Source organism: Cupriavidus sp. AU9028 (genome assembly GCF_019795295.1).
Classification (GTDB): domain Bacteria; phylum Pseudomonadota; class Gammaproteobacteria; order Burkholderiales; family Burkholderiaceae; genus Cupriavidus.
In genome coordinates this window covers 79,341-102,300 of record NZ_JAIMCG010000012.1, presented here as the reverse complement: position 1 = coordinate 102,300, position 22,960 = coordinate 79,341, and the positions used below count along the sequence as shown (strand labels likewise).

Here is a 22,960-nt window from a genome sequence, read left to right as displayed (position 1 = left end):
CCGCCGCATCCCGCCATCAGCCCGGCACCGTGTCGCGGGGGGCGCCGGGCTGCAGCAGCGCCAGCGGCGATCCCCCGGTCTTGATCCGCTGCAGCACGATGTTGGAGCGGATATCCATCACGCCCGGCGTCCGATACAGCCGGTTCACGATGAAGTCCGAGTAGTGCTTCAGATTGCGCGCCTGCACGCGCAGGATGTAATTGCTATCGCCGGTGATCACATAGGCGGACAGCACCTCCGGCCAGCCCTGCACCGCGGCGTTGAAGGTGTCGTGCCAGCCCTCCACGTCATGCCGCATCGACACCTGCACGATGGCTTCCAGCTCCAGCCCCAGCCGCTCGGCGTCGAACCAGGCGTGATAGCCGCCAATGATGCCGCTCTCTTCCAGCAGGCGAACGCGCCGCAGGCAAGCCGATGGCGACAGCGCCACGCGCTCGGCCAGTTCCTGGTTGCTGATGCGCCCATTCCTTTGCAGGCACTCGAGGATGCGCAGGTCGGTGGCGTCGAGGTTCATTCGAAAATTCTTGCCTGATTTCTTGAATTCCTCGCATGATATTCGACTATTCCGCGTTTCGCCCCACCAGATAGCAAGCTCATTCGAGGCGAGATTGACTATCATGCCCCCATCCCGACCGTCGCCGCCGCGCGCGCCTGACCATGGACCACGCCATCGCCTCGGAAGCCTTGCACCACTCGGAACAGCGCCGGCTGTGGGACATCAGTCCGCCGCTGTCGCCGGCCACGCCGGTCTGGCCGGGCGACACGCCCTTCCGGCAGGAGGTCGCCTGGCAGCTTGACCAGCATTGCCCCGTCAACGTCGGACGCATCACGCTGTCGCCGCACACCGGCGCGCACGCCGACGCCCCGCTGCATTACGACGCCGCCGGCGTACCGATCGGCGAAGTCGACCTGACCGCCTACCTCGGCCCTTGCCGTGTCATCCATTGCATCGGCGCGTCGCCGCTGGTCGAGCCGGCGCACCTGGAGGGCCAGCTCGATGGCGTGCCGCCGCGCGTGTTGCTGCGGACCTACGCCAACGCACCGCTGGCGAGCTGGGACGCCAACTTCTGCGCGGTCGCCCCGGCCACGCTCGATCGGCTGGCCGCGCATGGCGTGCGGCTGGTCGGCATCGACACGCCGTCGCTCGACCCGCAGCAGTCGAAAACCATGGACGCGCATCACACCGTGCACCGGCACCGCATGGCGATTCTCGAAGGACTGGTGCTCGATGCGGTCCCGCCCGGCGACTACGAGCTGATCGCCTTGCCGCTGCGCTTCGCCACCCTGGACGCCAGCCCCGTGCGCGCCGTGCTGCGCAGCCTGCGCTGAACCGCGGCCAATTTCCCCGCCCTTCCACTGCAAATCGAACCGGACACCATGACGATCCAAACCCGCGAGCAATGCCTGGCACTGGACCGGCAAGATCCTCTGGCCCCCCTGCGCACGGCCTTCGCGCTGCCCGAGGGCGTGATCTACCTCGACGGCAATTCGCTGGGCGCGCGCCCGCGCGCGGCCGCTGCCCGTGCCGCCCTGGTGGTGGAGCAGGAATGGGGCGAGGGCCTGATCCGCAGCTGGAATACCGCCGGCTGGTTCGCGCTGCCGCAGCGGCTGGGCAACCTGCTGGCGCCGCTGATCGGCGCCGGTCCGGACGAAGTGGTGGTGACCGACACCACCTCGGCCAACCTGTTCAAGGTACTGGCCGCCGCGCTGCGCGTGCAGGGACAGCGCGATCCCGCGCGCAAGGTGATCGTGTCCGAGCGCAGCAACTTCCCCACCGATCTCTATATCGCGCAGGGGCTGGCCGACCTGCTGCAGCAGGGCTACAGCCTGCGCCTGGTCGATTCTCCGGACGCCATCGACGCCGCGGTGCGCGAGGACGTCGCGGTGCTGATGCTGACCCACGTCAACTACCGCAGCGGCGAGATGCTCGACATGGCGGCGCTGACCGAGCTGGCGCACGCGCGGGGCGCACTGACGGTGTGGGACCTGGCGCATTCGGCCGGCGCCGTGCCGGTGTCGCTGAACGGCTGCGGCGCCGACTACGCGGTCGGCTGCACCTACAAGTACCTGAACGGCGGCCCCGGCGCGCCGGCCTTCCTGTGGGTCGCCCCGGCGCTGCGCGACGCCTTCTGGCAACCCCTGTCCGGCTGGTGGGGTCATGCGCAGCCGTTCGCGATGGAGCCGCATTACCGCCCGCGCCCGGGCATCGCGCGATTCCTCTGCGGCACCCAGCCGATCACGTCGCTCGCCATGGTGGAGTGTGGGCTGGAGATCTTCGCGCGCACCGACATGCAGGCGCTGCGGGCCAAGTCGCTGCAGCTGACCGACCTGTTCATCGAACTGGTGGAATCGCGCTGCGGGCGGCATCCGTTGACGCTGGTCACGCCACGCGCGCACGCCTGCCGCGGCAGCCAGGTCAGCTTCGCCCATCCCGAAGGCTACGCCGTGGTGCAGGCCCTGATCGCGCGCGGCGTGATTGGCGACTATCGTGAACCGAACATCATGCGCTTCGGCTTCACGCCGCTGTACACCGGCTTTGCCGATGTCTGGGATGCAGTCGAGGCGCTGCGGGACGTGCTCGACGGCGAGCAGTGGCGCGACCCGGCGTTCCAGGAACGCGGGGCGGTAACGTAACTGGCCGCACGGCTGCCCTCGCCACCACGCAACAACCATGCAGGACCCACAAATGCAATCCGGCAACAGCAACGACGCACCGGCCAGCCCCGCAGGCGGCTGCCCCTTCCACGGGGACGCATCGAAGGACGCCCAGTGGCACGGCGCCCAGATGTCCTTCGAGCAGCAGATGAGCTACGGCGACTACCTGGCGCTGGACCAGATCCTGAACGCGCAGCATCCGCTCTCGCCCGATCACAACGAGATGCTGTTCATCGTCCAGCACCAGACCACCGAACTGTGGATGAAGCTGATGCTGCACGAGCTGCGCGCGGCGCGCGAGGCGGTCAAGCGCGACGATCTGCCGCCGGCCTTCAAGATGCTGACCCGAGTTTCGCGCATCATGGACCAGCTGGTGCAGGCGTGGAATGTGCTCGCCACGATGACGCCGCCCGAGTACTCGGCGATGCGGCCGTACCTGGGCATGTCGTCCGGCTTCCAGTCCTTCCAGTACCGGGAGATCGAGTTCATCCTCGGCAACAAGAACGCCGCGATGCTGCGCCCGCATGCCCATCGCGCCGAGCATCACGCGCTGGTCGAGGAGGCGCTGCGCACGCCATCGCTGTACGACGAGGCCATCCGCCTGATGGCGCGCCGCGGCTTCGCCATCGACCCCCAATGCGTCGAGCGCGACTGGACCCAGCCGGCCGGTGAGAACGCGTCGGTCGAAGCCGCCTGGCTGGAGATCTACCGCAAACCCGAGGCGCACTGGCAACTGTACGAACTGGGCGAGAAATTCGTCGACCTGGAGGACGCCTTCCGCCAATGGCGCTTCCGGCATGTCACCACGGTCGAACGGGTGATCGGCTTCAAGCGCGGCACCGGCGGCACCGCTGGCGTCAGCTATCTGCGCAAGATGCTCGACGTGGTGCTGTTCCCCGAGCTGTGGAAGCTGCGCACCGACCTGTAATCCGCTGCCGTCGCCTGCCTCGTTCAGGCACCCGACAGCCGCTGCGCCAGCTCCATCAGCGCCGGCGCCAGCCTGTCATGGAAGGCTGCCTCGTCGACCGCCACGTAGGAGGCGCTGCAGCTGAGCATATGCAGCTCCTTCTCCCCCACGGGCTTGAATGCCACCGCGCACGCGTGGATCGCCGGGTGCCAGTCGCGGAACGACGAGGCGTAGCCCAGCTGCTGCGCCCGCTCCAGCGCGGCGCGCATCGGCGCCTCCTGGCTGCGCCACTGCTCCGGATAGGCCGCCGCCAGTTCGCCCAGCAGCTTCTCCCGCCGCCCCGTGGGCAGCGCGGCCAGATAGGCCCGTCCCATCGAGCTGGACAGCAGCGATAGCCGCGAACCGACGCCCAGGCCCAGCATCGCGCCCGCATCGTTGCGGATCGACTCCAGATAGACCACTTCCAGCCGCTCGCGCCTTCCCAGCGACACCGACACGCCGTGCGTCTGCGCGAACGCCAGCATATGCGGGCGCGCCAGCGCCACCACGTCCGAACTGGCCAGATAGGCGAAGCCGAGCGCGAGCACCCCGGCATCGAGTGCGTACTTGCCCAGGCTGTCGTCGTAACGCAGATAGCCCAGCTGCACCAGCGTCCCGGCCAGCCGGCTCACGGTCGCCTTCGGATAGCCGGTGCGGCGCACGAAGTCCTGGTTGCCGAGCATGGTCTCGCCGGTACGAAAGCACCGCAGCAGCTCCAGCCCGCGCGCCAGCGCGGTAACGAAGTTGGGGTCGCTTTCGCGGGCGGCGGCTGGCGCGGACGGCAGAGGCTGGGTGGACATCGTCAAGTGCACTCCAATGGACAGGAGGCGGACCGGCGAGACGGCAAGGGAGGATCGCCCCAGGTGCTTGCATCCGCCGACAGCCTTTGCGCTATACTAGCCTATCGGAACACTGTTCCGCAATGCGGAACTTGCAGTACCGACCGTCCCGATCCGATTATCCTTGAGTGCCGGGAGCAGCAGCCTTGCGCCGACTCCCGCCGTAACGCCATCGCCTGAACCGAAGGAGACCTCCATGGCAGCCAATGCCGAATTCCACTGGGCCGACCCGCTGCTGCTGGACCAGCAGCTGAGCGACGACGAACGCATGATCCGCGACGCGGCCCAGGCGTACTGCCAGGACAAGCTGATGCCGCGCGTGCTGGAATCGTTCCGCCACGAAAAGACCGACATCGAGATCTTCCGCGAGATGGGCGAACTGGGCCTGCTCGGCCCCACCATTCCCGAGCAGTACGGCGGCCCGGGCCTGAACTACGTCAGCTACGGCCTGATCGCCCGTGAAGTGGAGCGCGTCGATTCGGGCTACCGCTCGATGATGAGCGTGCAGTCGTCGCTGGTGATGGTGCCGATCAACGAATTCGGCAGCGAAGCGCAGAAGCAGAAGTACCTGCCCAAGCTGGCCACCGGCGAGTGGATCGGCTGCTTCGGCCTGACCGAACCGAACCACGGCTCGGACCCGGGCTCGATGGTCACCCGTGCGAAGAAGGTCGACGGCGGCTATGAGCTGAGCGGCGCCAAGATGTGGATCACCAACTCGCCGATCGCCGACGTGTTCGTGGTCTGGGCCAAGCTGGCCGGCGACGATGGCAAGGACGCGATTCGCGGCTTCATCCTCGAGAAGGGCTGGAAGGGCCTGAGCGCACCGGCCATCCACGGCAAGGTGGGCCTGCGCACCTCGATCACCGGTGAAATCGTCATGGACCAGGTGTTCGTGCCGGAGGAGAACCTGCTGCCGAACGTCAGCGGCCTGAAGGGTCCGTTTACCTGCCTGAACTCGGCCCGCTACGGCATCGCCTGGGGCGCGCTGGGCGCCGCCGAGTTCTGCTGGCATACCGCGCGCCAGTACACGCTGGACCGCAAGCAGTTCGGCCGCCCGCTGGCCGCCACGCAGCTGGTGCAGAAGAAGCTGGCCGACATGCAGACCGAGATCACGCTGGGCCTGCAGGGCTGCCTGCGCCTCGGTCGGATGAAGGACGAAGGCACCGCCGCGGTCGAAATCACCTCGATCATGAAGCGCAACTCCTGCGGCAAGTCCCTGGACATCGCCCGCGTCGCCCGCGACATGCTGGGCGGCAACGGCATCTCGGACGAGTTCGGCGTGATCCGGCACGTCGTCAACCTGGAGGTGGTCAACACCTACGAGGGCACGCACGACATCCACGCGCTGATCCTGGGCCGCGCGCAGACCGGTCTGCAGGCCTTCTTCTGATCGGCCAATGAAAAAGGCCCGGCGAGAGGCCGGGCCCGAAGACTGTCCGAAGCATCATCGAGCGCCGCCGGCATTGCCGCGCGGCGCTTTTTCATTGTCACTTGTCGGGCTGGGGCGTCATCCGCAGATAGGGCCGCAGCGCCTTGTAGCCCTTCGGGAATTTCTGCTTGATCACCTCTTCGTCCTTCAGCGACGGCACGATCACCACATCGTCGCCCTGCTGCCAGTTGCCCGGGGTCGCCACGCTGTGGCTGTCGGTCAACTGCAGCGAATCGATGACGCGCAGGATCTCGTTGAAGTTGCGCCCGGTGCTGGCCGGATAGGTGATGATCAGGCGGACCTTCTTGTTCGGATCGATCACGAACAGCGAACGGACGGTCAGGGTCTCGTTGGCGTTCGGATGGATCATGTCGTACAGCTCGGACACCTTGCGGTCGCTGTCGGCCAGGATCGGGAAGTTGACCTGGGTGGACTGGGTCTCGTTGATGTCCTCGATCCAGCGGCGATGCGAATCGGCCGGGTCCACCGATAGCGCGATCGCCTTGACGTTGCGCCTGGCAAACTCTTCCTTGAGCTTGGCCGTCAGACCGAGTTCGGTGGTGCAGACTGGAGTGAAGTCGGCCGGGTGAGAGAACAGCACGCCCCAGCTGTTGCCCAGCCACTCGTGGAAGCGGATGGTGCCTTCACTGGAGTCCTGCTCGAAATCCGGCGCGATATCGCCAAGTCGTAGTGCCATGGTGAGCCTCCTTTCTCGATCGGGTGGGATTCAGTCTATTCCGATTGCGAACAGACACAAACAAATATAAAGTCACTACAACATCACCTGAAGTCATTAGGTGCCTCGCGCCGCCGGTGCAGCGGTCCAGATCGGAAGGCGCCCCAAGGTCCGCCGATGGCAGCGGGAATCCTCCTGCACGGTTTTCTACCGGTTTCGGCCTTCCAACCGTCAACTTTCGCTCCGCTGCGCCGATGTCCTACATGCCTTGTAGGACTCGTTGTCTTGAAACCTTTGGAGCCTGCCGCATATCCTAGGAAGAACTTAGCATGCAGCACGGCGAGAAGACCCACTTCGACGAGCGAGGAAGGAAAAATGCAAATACCCGAAACGACCGCCCGCAACCAGGAGAAACTGATGAGCGATGTCAAGACCGTCCTGTCCGATGCCGAGGAGCTGCTCAAGCAAGCCGCCTCGACCACCGGCGAGAAGGCCGCCGAGCTGCGCGAGCGCGGCATGGGCCTGCTGAAACAGGCCAAGGAGAAGGCGCAGGACCTGCAGGACGCCGTTGTGACGCGCGGCAAGGCTGCCGCCCGCGCCACTGACGATTATGTCCACGATCATCCGTGGCGCGCTGTCGGCATTGCTGCCGGCGCCGGTCTGCTGATCGGCCTGCTGCTGAACCGCAAGTAAGCGTCGGCAGGCATGTGCCGGCGGTCTGGCGCCGGCGCGGCTCGCGCAGATTCCGTCTGCGCCGTCGCTCCTGCCCGACCCCGGCGTGGCGGGCGTGCCGCGGCCTCCGTGGCACCCCCCTCCCCGATCGCCGGCCCTCGCGCCCGCGTGTTGCAGTCGTGCCGCGCCCGGCATGATGGCGCACCGCCAGCATGCTGGCCGGCGGCGTCCTTCCCACCTAACCGCGCATCCGCATGACCGACGACACCTCTCCTCCCAAGCTGTTCGAGTCCCTGCGGACGCTGGGCAGTTCCATCGTCGCAATGGTGCTGACCCGGCTCGAACTGGCCAGCGTCGAACTCTCCGAAGAGAAAAGCCGCCTGTTGCGCATGGCACTGCTGGCGCTGGTCGGCCTGGTGTTCTTTGCGCTGGCGCTGTTCGCGTTGACCGGCCTGATCGTGCTGATGTTCTGGGACGAATACCGCGTCCAGGCGCTCAGCGCGCTGCTCGTGATCTACCTTCTGCTGGGCGGCGGCTGCCTGCTCGCTGCGCGCAAGGTCCTGCGCGACTCGCCGCCCCTGTTCGAGGCCACGCTGGCCGAGATCGACAAGGACCGGGAGAGCCTGCGCCAATGACAGCCAACCGAATCCCGGAAGCGCCGATTCCGCCTACCACGGTCGAAACGTCCGTCCCGCCGGCCGCGGACCCGCATCGCCCGACGCGGATGACCCGCGAAATCAACCTGCCCCTCGAGGTACGCAAGGAACTGCTGATCACGCGGGCAGCACTGGAGCGCTACGACTGCGTGCATGCGCTGCACGACGTGCGCAACAGCGCGCGTTCGCTGCTGCGCTTCGGTGCCTGGGTGCCGCGTATGGCGCGGCCGCAGTCGATGTGGAAGATGTTCGGCCTGGCGCAGAAATACCCGGTGCTCGGCACGGCGGTATCGCTGGCGCTGCCGCTGCTGCGGCGCGTACCGGTGCTGCGCTGGGGCGTCAAGGCGTCGAAATGGGGCGCGCTGGGCGGCGCCGCCTACTGGCTGTACCAGACCTGGCAGCAGGCCAGGGCGCAAAGCCCCGGCGAACGGCCGGAGCGCCCGGCGCGCGCCAGGCGGCGCCAGCGCCAGCAAGGCGACGCTGCCACCGTGACTGCCGATCCGGCGCTCGCCGCTGGCGGGCGCGATGCCACTGGCTTTCACGATCCGCTGGTACGCTGAGAGGATGCCGTGCGCGCGTTGGCGACGCGCGGCCATGCCGCAGCTTTCATCCCTGCCGGGCGCACCGCCGCGCGTCCGGGTCGTTCGGCATCCATGTCCGGCGCACGCGCTGCGGTAGCGCCCCTCCCGGTAGCAACCTGAATCCATGCAACAGAAGGCGTTCTATATCCTGCTGGCGATCGTCACCGTCGCCTTTTTCTGGGTGCTGCTGCCGTTCTTCAGCGCGGTCTTCTGGGGCGTGATCCTCGCCATCATCTTCACGCCGGTCAACAACTGGATGACGCGCCGGATGAACGGCCGCGCGAATACGGCTTCGCTGGTGACCCTGCTGCTCTGCCTCGTGGTGGTGGTGGTGCCGATGTTCCTGGTCGGCGCTTCGCTGATCAGCGAAGGCACGTACGTCGTACAGCAGATCCGCTCCGGCCAGATCAACTTCGGCGCGTATTTCGAACAGGCCATGCGGGCCCTGCCCGCTCCGATCAGCGCGCAACTGACGCGCCTGGAACTGACCGACTTCGCCAGCGTGCAGGAAAAGCTGGCCAATGCCGCCGGGCAGGCCAGCCAGTACATCGCAACCCAGGCCCTGAGCATCGGGCAGAACACCGCCCAGTTCGTCATCAGCTTCGGCATCATGCTGTACCTGCTGTTCTTCCTGCTGCGCGACGGTGCCCGCATCAGCCGGCGCATCCGCATGGCGCTGCCGCTGGACGACCAGCACAAGCTGCTGCTGCTGCAGAAGTTCACCGGGGTCATCCGCGCCACCATCAAGGGCAATATCGCCGTGGCGCTGCTGCAGGGTCTGCTCGGCGGCCTGCTGTTCTGGGGCCTGGGCATCCAGGGCCCGATCCTGTGGGGGGTCGTGATGGCAGCGCTATCGCTGCTGCCCGCCATCGGGGCGGGCCTGATCTGGGCGCCGGTGGCGATCTACTTCCTGCTGACCGGCGCGATCGTCAAGGGCGTGATCGTCATCGCCTTCGGCGCGGTGGTCATCGGCTCGGTGGACAACGTGCTGCGCCCGATCCTGGTCGGCAAGGACACCAAGATGCCGGACTGGGTGATCCTGATCTCCACGCTGGGCGGACTGTCGCTGTTCGGTATCAATGGCTTCGTGATCGGGCCGCTGATCGCCGCGCTGTTCATCGCCAGCTGGGACCTGTTCGCGTCGATGCGGGACCACGACAAGGGGCTGTAGGCCAGCGTCCCGCTTGCCCGCGCAAACAAAAAGGGCCTGTGACTTGCGTCACAGGCCCTTTGCAATGCTGGTGGGTCGTGCAGGATTCGAACCTGCGACCAACGGATTAAAAGTCCGCTGCTCTACCGGCTGAGCTAACGACCCAAAAAACAGAAGCCGCGATTATAGACAGATAGCTTTTATGCTGTCAACGACAGGCGGGCTCAGACCATCCGCTCCAGGCGCCACATCTGATAGCGGAACGCCAGCACCGCGCCGGCGAGAATGCCGGCCAGCGCGATGAAGGAGCCGATCGCGAGCGTCGACACACCGGACAGGCCCTGTCCGATGGTGCAACCCAGCGCGGTGACGCCGCCCGCTCCCATCAGGATGCCGCCAACGATATGGTTGGCGACGTCCTCGGCGTTGCCGAAGCCTTCCCAGCGGAAGGTGCGCGTGGCCAGCGCATAGGCCGCCGCGCCGGCGATCACGCCGATCACGCTGACGATCCCAATGGTCAGCACCTTGCTCTTGTCGCTGAACATCATCAGCCAGTCCAGCGTGTAGGCGTAAGGGGCGACGAAGCTCAGGCTCTCCATGCGGCCGCTGTTGGTGGCGACGAAGACCTCTTCCAGCGTGTCCGGGTCCTCCGGCACGAAGCCGACATGGCCGGAGACGTACCACATCGCCACGATGATCAGGCCGACGGCGATGCCGCCCAGCAGATTGTCGAAGGTGCGAAAGCCCTTGCCGGCCAGCGCCCACAACGACAGCACGCCGCCGAGCACGAGCCCCAGCACCAGTTGCAGCGTGTTGCGCGCCATGCCGCCGCCCTGCGCCAGCAGGGACGGCAGGTCCTGCGAGGTGGGCAGCGCGACGGCCACGCCATCCACCGTGTTGACCCGGATGACGCCGAACAGGCCGCGCAACGTCATATAGGCAGACAAGCCCAGGAAGACGAACACCACCAGCGACTTGAGGTTGCCGGCACCGATGCGCACCAGCGTCTTGCTGCCGCAACCGGAGGCCAGCACCATGCCGAAGCCGAACAGCAGGCCGCCGACCAGCGCCGACAGCCAGTTGAGCTGGCTGGCCGCGTAGATGGTGCGGGCGGGGTCGATCAGGCCGCCCCAGGCCAGCAGGCCGGTGCCGATCATGGCCACGCCAATGGCGAGCACCCACATTCGCATCCGGGTCCAGTCGCCCATGTTGACGATGTCGGAGACGGCGCCCATGGTGCAGAAGTGGGTCCGTTGCAGGACCGCCCCGAACAGGAAGGTCAGGCCGAAGGTGCTCAGCAGCACGAGGCGGCTCAGTGCGGGGACGTCGATGTCAGGCATAACGAGTGGCCACCGGGGCGGTGATGTGCTTGAGTTGGAGGAGTCAGCGGAAGCTTCAGCCCTGATAGCGCGTGGGGTCTGCCACGCCGGCCGCGTCGAAGCCGGCGCGGCGGATACGGCAGGAATCGCAGAGGCCGCAGGCCCGGCCGTCGTCGTCGGCCTGGTAGCACGACACCGTCATGCTGTAGTCGACCCCCAGCCGGACGCCTTCCCGGATGATCTCTGCCTTGGTCATGTCGATGATCGGCGCATGGACGCGAATCCGCTCGCCTTCGACGCCGGCCTTGGTCGCCAGGTTGGCCAGCGCCTCGTAGGCTCGCACGTACTCGGGGCGGCAATCCGGGTAGCCGGAATAGTCCACGGCGTTGGCACCGAAGAACAGGTCGCGCCCGCCCACTGCCTCGGCCCAGCCGAGGGCCAGCGACAGCATGATGGTATTGCGCGCGGGCACGTAGGTAATGGGAATGCCTTCGCTGGCGCCGTCGGTCGGCACGTCGAGCGCGTCGTCGGTCAGCGCGGAACCGCCGAAGCGGCGCAGATCCAGATCGACGATTTCATGGCGCTTCGCGCCCAGCGCCGCGGCAACGCGCCGGGCGGCGTCCAGTTCCGAGCTGTGCCGCTGGCCATAGCGCATCGACAGCGCATAGGTTTCGAAGCCCTGGGCGCGGGCCATGGCGAGCACGGTGGCGGAGTCGAGTCCGCCGGACAACAGGACGATTGCGCGTGGCGTCATGATCGGGACGGCCGCCAATGCCTCGGCCGCTATGAAAATGGGTAACCCGATATTGTAGCGCCACGGCAAAAGGCCCGCTGGTCGCGGGCCCCTCTGGTTCTCCCCTGCGTGCGCAGAAGAAGGTGCGCAGCCGGCCTACTTCAGCGTCTTGAGCCGGTTGCTTGCCGCCTGGGCGCCTTCCGTGCCGGGGTACTTGGCCACGACCTGTTCCAGCGTCTTGCGCGCCGCCACCTTCTGGTTCGATTCCAGCTGGTTGTTGGCGATGGCGATCATCGCGTCGGGCACCTTGGCGTGGGTCGGATACGCGGACACCATGTTCTGCAGCACGGTGATCGATCCCTTGTAGTCGCGCTGGGCGTACAACGAGTTGCCGAGCCAGTACTGCGCCAGCGGCACATAGGGGCTCTGCGGATACTTCTTGATGAAGTTCGAGAACGTGGTACCGGAACCCTTGAAGTCGCCGGTCTGGAACTGCTTGAGCGCCGCATCATATTCGGCCTTCTCGCCGGGCTGGGACAGGCCCTCCTGCCCTTCGACGTTGACCTGCTGCGGCTCGAACTTCTTCAGCCGGCCGTCCAGATCGGCATAGAAGTCCTTCTGGTTGCGCTGCAGCGTCGTCAATTCGTTCTGCAGCACTTCATTCTGGCCGCGCAGGCGCGCGACTTCCTGCCGCATGCCTTCGAGCTGGTTCTGCATCTCGATCTGGGCGCGGCTGTTCTGCTCGATCCGCTGCGTGGCCGTGGCCTGGAAGCCGTTGAACTGGTCACGCAGCGTGATGATGGCGCGACGCGCCTCGTCATCGTCGAAGACACCTGCCTGCGCCTGGCAGACCGGCAACAGGCCGGAGCAGACCGCGGCGACAAGCCAAGACAAGGAAGAGACGCGTGCTTTCATGTGATCGAGCTTCCGGCGGGATTAGTAGACGATATCGGCGCGGCGGTTTTCAGCCCACGATGCTTCGTCGTGGCCGGTGGCCTTGGGCTTTTCCTTGCCCAGGCTGACCGCTTCCATCTGGCTTTCGGGCACGCCCATGGTCGACAGCGAACGGCGCACCGCTTCCGCACGCTTCTGGCCCAGCGCCAGGTTGTACTCGCTGGTGCCGCGTTCGTCGGTGTTGCCCTGGATCAGGATGCGACGGCTGCGGTTGCCCTGCAGGTACTTGGAGTGCTCGGACAGCATGCCCTGGTACTCCGGCTTGACGGCATAGCTGTCGAAGTCGAAGTAGACGCTGCGCTTGGCCAGCGGGCTGTTCGGGTCGTTCAGCGGATCGCGCGAGACGTCCACCGGCGCGACCGCGCGCGGGTCCGTGCCGGCTGCGCCCGCGCCGGCACCGGCGCCAGCGTTGGCCGTGTCGTCCAGCTTGACGCCGGAGCTACAGGCGCCCAGCGCCAGCAGCGCGGCGAGGGCAAGGGACTTGGTCATCATTTTCGACATGGTGAGACGCTCCTGTTGGTGTTATTGCATAAACGGTCCCCAGGACGGCTCGCGAACCTCGCCGGACTGGAGGGACAAAACCTGTTTGGACCGTCCATCGGTAGACACCGCGGCCAGTACCGAGCGCCCACCCGAGCGCGTGGCATACAGAATGTACTTGCCGTTGGCGGCGAAGCTCGGCGCTTCGTCATTCGAGGTGTCGGTCAGCGAAGTGACATCGCCCGTCGCCAGGTCCATCAGCTGCAGCTTGAAACCGCCTCCGCGCGTAATGTACGCCAGTTGCTTGCCGTCCGGGGAAATGCGCGGACTGACGTTGTAGCTGCCCTTGAAGGTCACGCGCTGCGCCCCGCCGGCTTCCTCGCCCTCGGCGGACATCCGGTAGATCTGCGGCGCGCCGCCGCGATCGCTGGTGAAGTAGATGCTGCGGCCATCGGGCGAGAACTGCGGCTCGGTGTCGATGGCGCTGCTGCGGGTCAGGCGGCGCAGGCCGGAGCCGTCGGCGTTGACCAGGTAGATCTGGGTATTGCCGTCGCGCGACAGCGCCAGCGCCAGCTTGCGGCCGTCCGGCGACCACGACGGCGCGCTGTTGTTGCCCTTCTGGTTCGACACCAGCGTGCGCTTGCCGGTCGCCAGGTCGTGCACGTAGACCACGGGCTTCTTGGCTTCGAACGAGACGTAGGCGACCTTGGCGCCGTCCGGCGACCACGACGGCGAGATGATCGGCTCGTTGCTGGTCAGCGCCACGCGGGCGTTCTGGCCATCCGAGTCGGAGATCAGCAGCTGGAAGCGGTTGCCCACGCGGGACACGTAGGACAGGCGGGTGGCAAACACGCCGCGCTCGCCGAGCAGCTTCTCGTAGATATAGTCGGCGATCTTGTGCGCGGTGACGCGCAGCTGGTCCTGGCCGACGGTGAAGGCCAGGCCGCCGAGGCTGGCGCCCTTGACCGTGTCGTAAAGGCGGAAGCGCACTTCGTAGCGCCCGCCGGCCGCCGGCGTCACGCTGCCGGCGACGAAGGCGTCGGCACCGCGCGTCTTCCACGAGGCCAGGTCGACATTGGCGGTCTCGGCCACGGTGGCACCGGCGACATCGACATTGCGAAAGCGCCCGCTGCGCTGCAGGTCGGCGCGGATGATCGCGGTCAGGTTGGTCGGCGCCGCGCTTTCACCCTGGAAGTTGGCGACGGCCACCGGGAACTGGCTCGAGCCGACTCCGGTGATCTCCACGTTCAGTTGCGCCCGGGCGGCGCCGGACATCAGGGTCATGGCCATGGCCATGGTCAGCCACGCCAGGATGGCGTGACGGGCGGATCGGCGATGGCGGACAGTGCCATGCAGGAAGGCCCAAAGCGATCGCATACTGCTCCTCACTCGAGATCGTCAAACAAGTTGTTTCGACATCGCCGCGGGGATCCCTTCTCGGGCCCCGGACGGCCGGTCTTGCCCCGACACGCGGCGTCCGTGCCGCTTGGGGCGACCGCCGATGGTAGCCATCGGCTTCGCCCGGCAGGATCGCGGTTGCACAATGTTGCAAATCATGGCCGCAGCGGCCCTAGTCCTTCGGCCGGAAAGTGATCGTGAAGTTCGCCGGGGCCTTGCCGTTCTCGTCGCGCGGCAGCGGATCGGACCGCTCGACGGCGCGCAGCACGGCATTGTCCCAGGCGGAATTGCCGCTGGACTTGGACAGCCGCGCCGACAGCAACGACCCGTCCGGCGCCAGCGACACGGTCACCACCGCGGTCGGATTGCCCGGCACATCTTCGGTGAAGACGATATTCGGCTTGACGCGGCGCCGCACGCGGTCGGCATAGCCGGGCGAGGCGCGCCCGCCCGAGCCGACGTTGTCGCCGCTGGTGCCGCCACCCGCGCCGCCCCCGGCCAGCGCCTTCAGGCGTGCCAGTTCGCTCTGGCGCTGCGCATTGGCCGCTTCCTGGCGCGCCTTCGCTTCCGCGTCCGCCTTGGCCTTGGCAGCCTTCGCCTTGGCGGCGGCCTCGGACTTCGCCTTCGCTTCGGCCTGCTCCCGGGCCTGGTCGCGCTTCTTCTGTTCCTCGGCGAGCTTGCGCTGCTCTTCCTTGCGCTGCTCTTCCTTGCGCTGGGCCTCTTTCCGCTGCTCTTCCTTGCGTTGCGCTTCCTTCTGCTGGGCTTCCTTGCGCTGGGCCTCTTTGCGCTGTTCTTCCTTGCGCTGTTCTTCCTTGCGCTGCGCGGCCTCGCGCTCCTCGCGCTCCTGCCGTTCCTTGCGCGCCTGTTCTTCTTTCAGGCGAGCGGCCTCGCGCTGCTCGGCTTCACGGCGCTTCTGGCGCTCCAGCGCGATGTCGGCGTCCTCCTCGGCGCGTGGCTGGACCACGGGCCGGGGCGGAGCCGGCGGCGCGACCGGCGGGGGACGCGGCGTCTCGGGCGGCGTCGGTACGTCTGGAATCTCTTCCCACAGCTCGGCCTCGACGCCGGCCGGCGTGCTGATCTGCCAGTTGATGCCGTAGTACAGCGCCAGGCCCAGCAGCAGATGCATGAAGAGCGCCAGCAGGAAGGCGCGCAGCGTTCCGCGCTCCTTGACCGGCTGATACGGGTAGTCGGCGTTCTTCATCGAAAACGGGCGAACCATCCTGTCGTGATCCGGGCGCTGTCCGCCCGCGTTATTTCGACTTGACCATCAGGCCGACGCGCTTGACGCCATCGGCCTTGAGCACGGACATCACGTCCAGCACGGCTTCGTACTTGACCGAGCGCGCGGCGGCGATCACCACCGGCTGGTCGGGATTCTCGTTCTGGCGCTGGTGCACGAAGTCGAGCAGCCCCTGGTTGTCCAGCTTGCGCTCGAACGACTTGCCCTCGGCGTCCTTGCCGGCCGCGGTCAGCTTGCCGTCCTCGTGCACGGTGACGACGATCGGCGGGGTCTTCTGCTGCGGGGTGGCATCGGCCACGGTCGGCAGATCGACCACCGCGGGGCTGACCAGCGGTGCGGCCACCATGAAGATGACCAGCAGCACGAGCATCACGTCGATGTACGGCACGACGTTGATTTCGGCGCTGGCCCGGCGGCGGGAACCGCCGCGGCGCTGGATCGCTGCCATTGCTTCGCTCTCCTCGTCCGGTTGCCGTCAGCGGGTCTGCCGCTGCAGGATGTTGAGGAACTCCTCCATGAAGCTCTCGAAGCGGATCGCCAGCCGGTCGATCTCGGTGGCATAGCGGTTGTAGGCGATCACCGCGGGAATCGCCGCGAACAGGCCGATCGCGGTGGCCACCAGCGCTTCGGCGATGCCGGGGGCGACGGCGGCCAGCGTGGCCTGCTGCACGTTGGACAGGCCACGGAACGCGTTCATGATCCCCCAGACCGTGCCGAACAGACCGATGTACGGGCTGACCGAACCGACCGAGGCGAGGAAGGGCAGATGGGATTCGAGCACGTCCATCTCGCGCTGGTAGGCCGCCCGCATCGCGCGGCGCGCGGCGTCGAGCAGCGCGCCGGCATCCGTGCTGCGTTCGCGCGTCTTCAGGTATTCGCCCATGCCGGACTCGAAGATGCGCTCCAGCGCGCCAGTGCTGTGGCGGTTGTTGGCCGCGCTCTGGTACAGCGCCTGCAGGTCGCCGCCGGCCCAGAAGTCCCGCTCGAACCCTTCGGTTTGCGTGCGAGCCGCGCGCAGCGCCATGTGCTTGCGGAAAATATAGGTCCAGGAGAACAAGGACAAGGCGACCAGCAGGGCCATCACGGCCTGCACCAGGATGCTGGCCTGCATCACCAGCGAAATGATCGACATGTCTTGCGTGACGGTCACAGGATTCATCGAGCGGTCTTGATGGTTGCGAGAACGGATGCGGGAATCGGGGCCGGGCGGAAGGTCTGGCGGTCCACGCACCCGACCCGGATGTTGCCGGCGGCGAGCATGTGCTCGTCGCGCCACGCTTCCTGGGCGAATTGGACCGAGGCGGGTCCTACCCGTTCAATTCGGGTGCGGATCTCGAGCAGGTCGTCCAGCCGGGCGGGCGCATTGTATTCCACCGCCGTGCTGCGCACGACGAAAACCACGCCGGCTTCGTCGGCGAGGGCCTGCTGGCCGATGCCGAGTGCGCGCAGCCACTCGGTACGCGCGCGTTCGAAAAACTTCAGATAGTTGGCGTAGAACACCACGCCGCCCGCGTCGGTATCTTCCCAATAGACGCGTAACGGCCACACGAAATTCGTCATGGCCGCGATTGTAGCGGAGAGCACGCCTGGATCGGTGTCAAGAGGTGTCCGACATTGCAACGCCGTATCGTCCGACAGACTTGGAGCGCCAGGTGAGCCTGCACCGCGGGGGCGGTCGCTTGCGGCGGCCCCGGCGCTCGCGTAAACTCCCGCCCAACCATTCCACCTTGCGCGACTGGCGAAGTCAGTGGGTACTACCACGAGGAAGCGCAAGTTCTCTGGCGCCACGTTGCGGCGCAGGCCCCGAAAGCACAACCGGGGCCGTTCCCGCAGCCGCCGCGCCTGCCGCTCGCCTGGGCAGCGAATGGGAAGCAGGGTGCGCCCTGCGCCGTGCGCTCCGGTCGATCCGGTGCAGCCGGCGCGGTGCGCTCGGCTCTCCCCAGCGCGCCCTTCGATCCCATCGAACCATCGCGCCGTGGCAGACCGGCCCCGGCATTCCGATCCAGCCTTCTTTTCACACGAGTTCCGCCATGTTCGAACGCAGCCGCTATACGATCGACCAGATCGACCCCGAGCTCTTCGCCGCCATCGAGAAAGAGAATCAGCGCCAGGAAGACCATATCGAGCTGATCGCTTCCGAGAACTACACCTCGCCGGCCGTGATGGCCGCGCAGGGCTCGCAGCTGACCAACAAGTACGCCGAGGGCTACCCCGGCAAGCGCTATTACGGCGGCTGCGAATACGTCGACATCGTCGAGCAGCTGGCGATCGACCGCGTCAAGCAACTGTTCGGCGCGGATGCCGCCAACGTGCAGCCGAACTCCGGCTCGCAGGCCAACCAGGGCGTGTTCTTCGCCATGCTCAAGCCGGGCGACACCATCATGGGCATGAGCCTGGCAGAGGGCGGCCACCTGACCCATGGCATGGCGCTGAACATGAGCGGCAAGTGGTTCAACGTGGTCAGCTACGGCCTGAACGAGCAGGAGGACATCGACTACGACGCCCTCGAGAAGCTCGCGCAGGAGAAGAAGCCGAAGATGATCATCGCCGGCGCCTCGGCGTTCGCGCTGCGCATCGACTTCGAGCGGATCGCGCGCGTGGCCAAGGCGGTTGGCGCATATTTCATGGTCGACATGGCGCACTACGCCGGCCTGATCGCCGCGGGTGTCTATCCGAACCCGGTGCCGCACGCCGACTTCGTCACCACCACCACGCACAAGAGCCTGCGCGGCCCGCGCGGCGGCGTGATCCTGATGAAGGCCGAGCACGAGAAGGCCATCAACTCGGCGATCTTCCCCGGCATCCAGGGCGGTCCGCTGATGCACGTGATCGCCGGCAAGGCGGTGGCGTTCAAGGAAGCGCTGTCGCCCGAGTTCAAGGCCTACCAGGAACAGGTGGTCAAGAATGCCAAGGTGCTGGCCGACACGCTGATCGAGCGCGGCCTGCGCATCGTCTCGGGCCGTACCGAGAGCCACGTGATGCTGGTCGACCTGCGCGCCAAGAAGATCACCGGCAAGGAAGCCGAGAAGATCCTCGGCGATGCGCATATCACCGTCAACAAGAACGCGATTCCGAACGATCCGGAAAAGCCGTTCGTCACCTCGGGCATCCGCCTCGGTTCGCCGGCGATGACCACGCGCGGCTTCAAGGAAGAGGAAGCGCGCCAGGTCGCCAACCTGATCGCCGACGTCCTCGACAATCCGCATGACGAGGCCAATATCGCCCGCGTGCGCGAGCAGGTCTCGGCGCTGACCCGCCGGTACCCGGTCTACGGCTGACGCCAGCGCGGCCGGCGGCGGACCGCGCGCCCTGCGCGCCGCCGCCGGCTGCGACCGCCTTGCCGATGACGGCCGCCCCGCTGCCCATACAATGACAATACCCGCGTGCCGCGGCGCACGCCTGCCTGGGGGTCCGACATGAAATGCCCGTTCTGCGGCCACTCGAATACGCAGGTGCTCGACACCCGCATGTCCGAGGAAGGCGACACCGTACGGCGCCGCCGGCGGTGCGAAACCTGCGATCGCCGCTTCACCACCTATGAGCGGATCGAGCTGTTCTTCCCTGCCATCGTCAAGAAGAACGGCAGCCGGGTCGATTACACCCGCGCCAAGCTGAAGGACTCGATGCGGCTGGCACTGCGCAAGCGGCCGGTGTCGGCCGAAGCCATCGACGAGGCGATTTCCCGCATCGAAGAGAAACTGCTGGCGCTGGGGCAGAAGGAAATTCCAAGCAGCCAGGTCGGCGAGCTGGTCATGCGCGAACTGCGCCGGCTGGACAAGATTGCCTATATCCGCTTTGCCTCGGTGTACCGCAGCTTCGAGGATGTCTCGGAGTTCTCCGACGTGCTGGCGGAAGTGACCTCGGGCAACGCGAAGCGCTGAGCCGTCCGCGCTCATCTCGAATCCGAAGCGCCCCGCTTCGGTGGCGGTAACGACTTTCAATCCATTTCCCACCGTCCGACACGTCGTGCCGGCAGCCCCGGCCGTACCCTCCAGGCTCTTGCCTGAAGGAGCGAAGCGATGGAACGGAGCGTGCAAACGCAGCCGGCAACACGGTGTCCGGCGCCCAAGGGAAGCGGCGCGGCACGCCGCCATGGCGGATTTCTGCTGACGGAAGCCCTGGTCGCGCTGTCGCTGCTCGGTACCGGACTGTTGCCGCTCGCGGCGCTTGCCCCGCGCGCCCTCGCCCGGTGGCAGGAGCTTGCCGGCGTGGCCGCGGCAACGGGCAACGCCGCCGAGGCGGCCGAGCTGATGGCCCTGTGCTGGCCTCGCTGCGCCCACGGCCCGACCCCGCCCGCGCAATGGCCGGCGCTGCAACCCGCGCTGGGCGATGCCGTTACCTCGGCGCCGCCCCAGTCCGCTTTTCCGCCCTCGCCCTTCCCCGCACGGCCTCGTCTACCCGCGCCGCGCTGGTGCGCCGCCGTGCAGCAAGGCAGCCTTGCCTGCCCGCCCGGTCCGCAGATCGTCATGGTGGCGATGGCGGCAACGTTGAAACCGACGGCAGTGCCAACCGCCGCCTTGAAGGCCGTCGCGCTATGGACCGGACGCCAATGACCCAGCGCGGCGCGACGCTGGTCGAGCTGCTGGTCGGCATGGCGCTCGGCGCGATCGTCGCGACCGGCGCCACGGTCGCCTTGCGCGCGGTCCTCGCGGCGTATCGCCATGCCGTCGCGGACGTCCAGCTGGACCAGCAGGGCCGGGCCGCGCTCGACGCGATCGCGCACCTGGTGCGACACGCCGGCTGGCGGCCGGGCGGCATCGGCGCGTGGCCGCACGCGCAAGCGGTCCCGGTCCCGCTGCAAGGCCGCGACGATTGCGCCCGGCCATCCAGCACCGGGGGGTTGCATTGCGCCGGTCCCGGCCTCGGTGCAAGCGACGCGCTGCTGGTGCGCTTCGGCGGTCCCGCCTCCGCTGCGGCGCAAGCCCTGCCGGACCGCTACCTGACCGATTGCAGCGGCTTTCCGGTTCAGCCGGGCGCGATTGCCGACTACGCGGTGGCCAATCTGCTGTATCTCGGCGCGGGACTCGACGGCGAGCCGCAACTGCTGTGCCGCTACCCTGGCCGCCCGGAGGGCGCGCCTGGGGCGTCGCAGGCCGGCGCAACGGCGGGCTGGGCGACCGCGGTGCTGGCGCGCGGCGTCGAAACCCTGCAGTTTCGCTTCGGGGTCGATCGCGACGGCGACGGGATGGTCGATGCCTTCGTCCGGGCCGACGCGATCGCCGACGAAGCGGGCTGGCGCCAGGTGCTTGCGGTACGCGTCGCCCTGGTGCTGCGGGCGGCGAATGGCAATCGCACCGCGGACCGGTCATCGACTGCCATCGCGTTGATGCCGCCGCTGCTGCCCGGGGAAGAGAATGCCGATACCGTGTTCCGGCCGCCCATGCAGCCGGCACGCTTGCGGCGCGTCTTTGCCACCACCGTGCAGTTGCGCAACCCGACGCCGCCATGTCCGGGGCAGCGATGCTAACGCTTCGCTCCCGCCCCCTCACTGGCTGCGGACAGCGGGCGCGGGGCTGCGCCCACGGCGCCGCGACACTGATGAGCGTCGTCGGCTTGCTGGCGATCGCTGCGGGCGCAGCCGCGTCCGCGCTGTCGCTGCTGCAACAGGGCTATCGGAGCGTCGGCCTGCAACTGGACCGGGAGGTGGCATTCCGGGCGGCCGAGGCGGCGCTGCTCGATGGGCAGGCCGAGCTGCTGGCGCTGGCGTCCGGCAAGAACCACGAGGCCGGGCGACAGTGGCCGGCACCCGGTGCGTGCGGCGCGGGCGCCCGCAGGCACCACTGCACCCCGGCGCCAGGCCGGCCCGCTGCATGGGCGCCATGGATGACACCGACCGGCGGGACCGTGGCGCTCGCCGCGGGCATCGGTACCGCCTTCGGCGCGGTCACCGGCGCCGTCGTTCCGACCATTGCACCGGACATGGGCGGGCCACTGGTGCCACCGCGCTATCTGATCGAGCACCTGGGCGACGCGCCGGCGCCCTATCCCGCGGGCGCACAGCGGTATCGCATCACCGCGCTGGGCTTCGGCCGCTCGCCAGGACGGACCGTGGCACCGGTCGCCCGCGTGGTGCTGCAAAGCGAATGGATCGGGTCGATACCCCAGGCGCCGGGCGCGACGCTGGACCGTACCAGCCGGCGCATCGCCTGGCGTGAACTGATCCCGGAGCCGGCACCATGACCCGAAGCCAGGTCCGACCCCGCGCCGCCACGCGCCGCGGCTTCACGCTGCCCGAAGCGATCGCCACGCTTGCCATCCTGTCGCTGCTCGCGGCCTTTGCCATCGCCAACTGGCAGCGCCATCTGCAGCGAGGCTGGCACGTGCAGGCACGGGCCGCGATGATCGACGCCATGCTGACCCTGCAGCGCCATGCCCTTGCGGCCGGCACCCATGCGGAACCCGGCACGGGCCGTCCGGCCGGCAACTGGCCGCGGCTCGTGCCCGAGCCGCCGGCCTCGCCCCGCTATCGGATCGATGCCCGGGCCTGCCCGGACGTCGGCCTCGATGCCTGCGTCGAGCTGAAGGCGCGGCCCCTGCGTGACGATGGCAACGACGCCAGCGACTGCGAGGCGATGGTCCTGCGCAGCACCGGGGAGTGGCTGCGCATCCCCAGGGACAGGGCGGCCCCACTGCCAGGGGGCCAACCGTGCTGAGAACCGGGCCGGCGCGCGGCGGCGTCCTCGTCGAACTGATGACCACGGCGACCGTCATCGCGCTGCTGGCGGCGACCGCCACGCCGCAACTCGTGCACTGGCTGGACCACCAGCGTGCGCAGCAAGCCGCCGACCTGCTCGCCGCGTCGATCCGCACTGCGGCGGCGATGGCGAGCGCCTGGCGTGCCGAGATCATGCTGGTTCCCGCCTCCGCGCCGGCACAGCCGCCGGCCCCTGCCGCCGGCTGGCAGATCGTTGCCGGCTCCGGCCGGGACGCCACGGTGCTGCAGGCGGTACGGTCACCGCACCGGTGCGTCCGCATCGCGATGGGAACGCATGCCGCAGCGGATGGCCCGGCCCTGCGCCTCGCGCCTGTGGGATACTCTCGCTCACGACGGGGCGGCTTCGTGGCTGTCACCTTTACCGTGCGTTGCGGCAAGGCCCGCCGGCAGGTGCGGCTGGGCGCGCACGGCGCGATCCGCATCTGCGTGCCGGGCAAGGACCGCGATTGCAACGAGGCCACGCTCGCGGCAGCACGCTGACGACGCGCCCCGGCCCAGCCCTCCCTCATCCACCCCG

Annotated in this window: 27 protein-coding genes, 1 tRNA gene and 1 riboswitch; of the genes, 15 read left to right on the top strand and 13 right to left on the bottom strand. The window is 67.7% G+C overall.

Going from position 1 to position 22,960, the window contains the following annotated elements:
* Positions 1–16: 16 nt before the first annotated feature.
* On the bottom strand, positions 17–514 hold the full coding sequence (locus K6V06_RS14380; protein WP_222244464.1) for an Lrp/AsnC family transcriptional regulator: 498 nt from the start codon (positions 512–514) through the stop codon (positions 17–19).
* 143 nt (positions 515–657) lie between these two features.
* Between K6V06_RS14380 and kynB the strand changes: the two genes are divergently transcribed.
* Genes kynB through kynA form a run of 3 tightly spaced genes read left to right on the top strand, consistent with a single transcriptional unit; the run spans position 658 to position 3,583 of the window.
* Positions 658–1,329, top strand: a complete 672-nt coding sequence (gene kynB / locus K6V06_RS14375; RefSeq protein WP_222244462.1) for an arylformamidase — start codon at positions 658–660, stop codon at positions 1,327–1,329.
* Positions 1,330–1,377: 48 nt separating this feature from the next.
* Complete coding sequence (gene kynU, locus K6V06_RS14370; RefSeq protein WP_222244460.1) at positions 1,378–2,634, top strand: kynureninase; 1,257 nt, start codon at positions 1,378–1,380, stop codon at positions 2,632–2,634.
* Between the two features lie 52 nt (positions 2,635–2,686).
* Positions 2,687–3,583: a tryptophan 2,3-dioxygenase gene (kynA, locus tag K6V06_RS14365; protein WP_222244459.1), complete on the top strand. Its 897-nt coding sequence runs from the start codon at positions 2,687–2,689 to the stop codon at positions 3,581–3,583.
* A 23-nt stretch (positions 3,584–3,606) separates the two neighbouring features.
* Here the strand turns inward: kynA and K6V06_RS14360 are convergent, their stop codons facing one another.
* A complete protein-coding gene (locus K6V06_RS14360) occupies positions 3,607–4,401 on the bottom strand; it encodes an IclR family transcriptional regulator (protein ID WP_222244458.1) in 795 nt (264 codons plus the stop codon).
* A gap of 235 nt (positions 4,402–4,636) precedes the next feature.
* On the opposite strand from K6V06_RS14360, the gene K6V06_RS14355 reads away from it, so the two are divergent.
* The gene (locus tag K6V06_RS14355) at positions 4,637–5,830 is read left to right on the top strand and encodes an acyl-CoA dehydrogenase (protein ID WP_222244457.1); all 1,194 of its coding nucleotides are present in this window, start codon (positions 4,637–4,639) and stop codon (positions 5,828–5,830) included.
* A gap of 97 nt (positions 5,831–5,927) precedes the next feature.
* Here K6V06_RS14355 and K6V06_RS14350 read toward each other — a convergent pair whose 3' ends face one another.
* Positions 5,928–6,566, bottom strand: a complete 639-nt coding sequence (locus tag K6V06_RS14350; RefSeq protein ID WP_222244456.1) for a peroxiredoxin — start codon at positions 6,564–6,566, stop codon at positions 5,928–5,930.
* A 354-nt stretch (positions 6,567–6,920) separates the two neighbouring features.
* Here K6V06_RS14350 and K6V06_RS14345 point away from each other — a divergent pair, with 354 nt between their 5' ends.
* The 4 genes from K6V06_RS14345 (at position 6,921) to K6V06_RS14330 (ending at position 9,625) form a co-directional block, all read left to right on the top strand.
* A complete protein-coding gene (locus K6V06_RS14345; RefSeq protein ID WP_370637473.1) occupies positions 6,921–7,238 on the top strand; it encodes a YqjD family protein in 318 nt (105 codons plus the stop codon).
* Positions 7,239–7,471: 233 nt separating this feature from the next.
* Positions 7,472–7,852, top strand: coding sequence for a phage holin family protein (locus K6V06_RS14340; RefSeq protein ID WP_222244455.1), 381 nt, complete (start codon positions 7,472–7,474; stop codon positions 7,850–7,852).
* The gene (locus K6V06_RS14335; RefSeq protein ID WP_222244454.1) at positions 7,849–8,433 is read left to right on the top strand and encodes a DUF3318 domain-containing protein; all 585 of its coding nucleotides are present in this window, start codon (positions 7,849–7,851) and stop codon (positions 8,431–8,433) included. The genes K6V06_RS14340 and K6V06_RS14335 overlap by 4 nt, the downstream gene beginning before the upstream one ends.
* Positions 8,434–8,578: 145 nt before the next feature.
* Positions 8,579–9,625 (top strand): AI-2E family transporter, encoded by a 1,047-nt coding sequence (locus K6V06_RS14330; protein ID WP_222244453.1) that lies wholly within the window; start codon positions 8,579–8,581, stop codon positions 9,623–9,625.
* Positions 9,626–9,693: 68 nt separating this feature from the next.
* On the opposite strand, the gene K6V06_RS14325 is transcribed toward K6V06_RS14330, so the two are convergent.
* From K6V06_RS14325 to ybgC, 10 genes are all read right to left on the bottom strand, one after another.
* Positions 9,694–9,769: transfer RNA gene (locus K6V06_RS14325), tRNA-Lys, on the bottom strand.
* A gap of 59 nt (positions 9,770–9,828) precedes the next feature.
* Positions 9,829–10,944, bottom strand: a complete 1,116-nt coding sequence (locus tag K6V06_RS14320; protein WP_222244451.1) for a YeeE/YedE family protein — start codon at positions 10,942–10,944, stop codon at positions 9,829–9,831.
* A gap of 55 nt (positions 10,945–10,999) precedes the next feature.
* Positions 11,000–11,677, bottom strand: a complete 678-nt coding sequence (gene queC, locus K6V06_RS14315) for a 7-cyano-7-deazaguanine synthase QueC (protein ID WP_222244449.1) — start codon at positions 11,675–11,677, stop codon at positions 11,000–11,002.
* A 135-nt stretch (positions 11,678–11,812) separates the two neighbouring features.
* Positions 11,813–12,571: a tol-pal system protein YbgF gene (ybgF, locus tag K6V06_RS14310; protein ID WP_222244447.1), complete on the bottom strand. Its 759-nt coding sequence runs from the start codon at positions 12,569–12,571 to the stop codon at positions 11,813–11,815.
* A gap of 21 nt (positions 12,572–12,592) precedes the next feature.
* Positions 12,593–13,111, bottom strand: a complete 519-nt coding sequence (pal, locus tag K6V06_RS14305) for a peptidoglycan-associated lipoprotein Pal (protein ID WP_222244445.1) — start codon at positions 13,109–13,111, stop codon at positions 12,593–12,595.
* Between the two features lie 21 nt (positions 13,112–13,132).
* Positions 13,133–14,467: a Tol-Pal system beta propeller repeat protein TolB gene (gene tolB, locus K6V06_RS14300; protein ID WP_222244443.1), complete on the bottom strand. Its 1,335-nt coding sequence runs from the start codon at positions 14,465–14,467 to the stop codon at positions 13,133–13,135.
* Between the two features lie 193 nt (positions 14,468–14,660).
* Positions 14,661–15,707 (bottom strand): cell envelope integrity protein TolA, encoded by a 1,047-nt coding sequence (gene tolA / locus K6V06_RS14295; RefSeq protein ID WP_255581856.1) that lies wholly within the window; start codon positions 15,705–15,707, stop codon positions 14,661–14,663.
* Positions 15,708–15,738: 31 nt separating this feature from the next.
* The gene (gene tolR / locus K6V06_RS14290; protein ID WP_222244441.1) at positions 15,739–16,176 is read right to left on the bottom strand and encodes a protein TolR; all 438 of its coding nucleotides are present in this window, start codon (positions 16,174–16,176) and stop codon (positions 15,739–15,741) included.
* Positions 16,177–16,203: 27 nt separating this feature from the next.
* A complete protein-coding gene (gene tolQ, locus K6V06_RS14285; RefSeq protein WP_222244439.1) occupies positions 16,204–16,887 on the bottom strand; it encodes a protein TolQ in 684 nt (227 codons plus the stop codon).
* Positions 16,884–17,288 (bottom strand): tol-pal system-associated acyl-CoA thioesterase, encoded by a 405-nt coding sequence (gene ybgC / locus K6V06_RS14280; RefSeq protein WP_222244437.1) that lies wholly within the window; start codon positions 17,286–17,288, stop codon positions 16,884–16,886. Before ybgC ends, tolQ begins: the two co-directional genes overlap by 4 nt.
* A 161-nt stretch (positions 17,289–17,449) precedes the next feature.
* Positions 17,450–17,594, top strand: a riboswitch (ZMP/ZTP riboswitch).
* A 164-nt stretch (positions 17,595–17,758) separates the two neighbouring features.
* Between ybgC and glyA the strand changes: the two genes are divergently transcribed.
* The 7 genes from glyA (at position 17,759) to K6V06_RS14245 (ending at position 22,923) form a co-directional block, all read left to right on the top strand.
* Positions 17,759–19,006: a serine hydroxymethyltransferase gene (glyA, locus tag K6V06_RS14275; RefSeq protein WP_222244435.1), complete on the top strand. Its 1,248-nt coding sequence runs from the start codon at positions 17,759–17,761 to the stop codon at positions 19,004–19,006.
* 138 nt (positions 19,007–19,144) lie between these two features.
* Positions 19,145–19,609 carry a transcriptional regulator NrdR gene (nrdR, locus tag K6V06_RS14270; protein ID WP_222244433.1) on the top strand — a complete coding sequence of 155 codons (465 nt, stop codon included), beginning with the start codon at positions 19,145–19,147 and terminating at the stop codon, positions 19,607–19,609.
* A gap of 138 nt (positions 19,610–19,747) precedes the next feature.
* A complete protein-coding gene (locus K6V06_RS14265; protein ID WP_222244431.1) occupies positions 19,748–20,281 on the top strand; it encodes a hypothetical protein in 534 nt (177 codons plus the stop codon).
* A complete protein-coding gene (locus K6V06_RS14260) occupies positions 20,278–21,195 on the top strand; it encodes a PilW family protein (protein WP_222244429.1) in 918 nt (305 codons plus the stop codon). Before K6V06_RS14265 ends, K6V06_RS14260 begins: the two co-directional genes overlap by 4 nt.
* Positions 21,196–21,266: 71 nt before the next feature.
* On the top strand, positions 21,267–21,908 hold the full coding sequence (locus K6V06_RS14255; protein ID WP_222244427.1) for a pilus assembly protein: 642 nt from the start codon (positions 21,267–21,269) through the stop codon (positions 21,906–21,908).
* Complete coding sequence (locus tag K6V06_RS14250; protein WP_222244425.1) at positions 21,905–22,381, top strand: type IV pilin protein; 477 nt, start codon at positions 21,905–21,907, stop codon at positions 22,379–22,381. The genes K6V06_RS14255 and K6V06_RS14250 overlap by 4 nt, the downstream gene beginning before the upstream one ends.
* The gene (locus K6V06_RS14245; RefSeq protein ID WP_222244422.1) at positions 22,375–22,923 is read left to right on the top strand and encodes a Tfp pilus assembly protein FimT/FimU; all 549 of its coding nucleotides are present in this window, start codon (positions 22,375–22,377) and stop codon (positions 22,921–22,923) included. The genes K6V06_RS14250 and K6V06_RS14245 overlap by 7 nt, the downstream gene beginning before the upstream one ends.
* Positions 22,924–22,960: the final 37 nt, after the last annotated feature.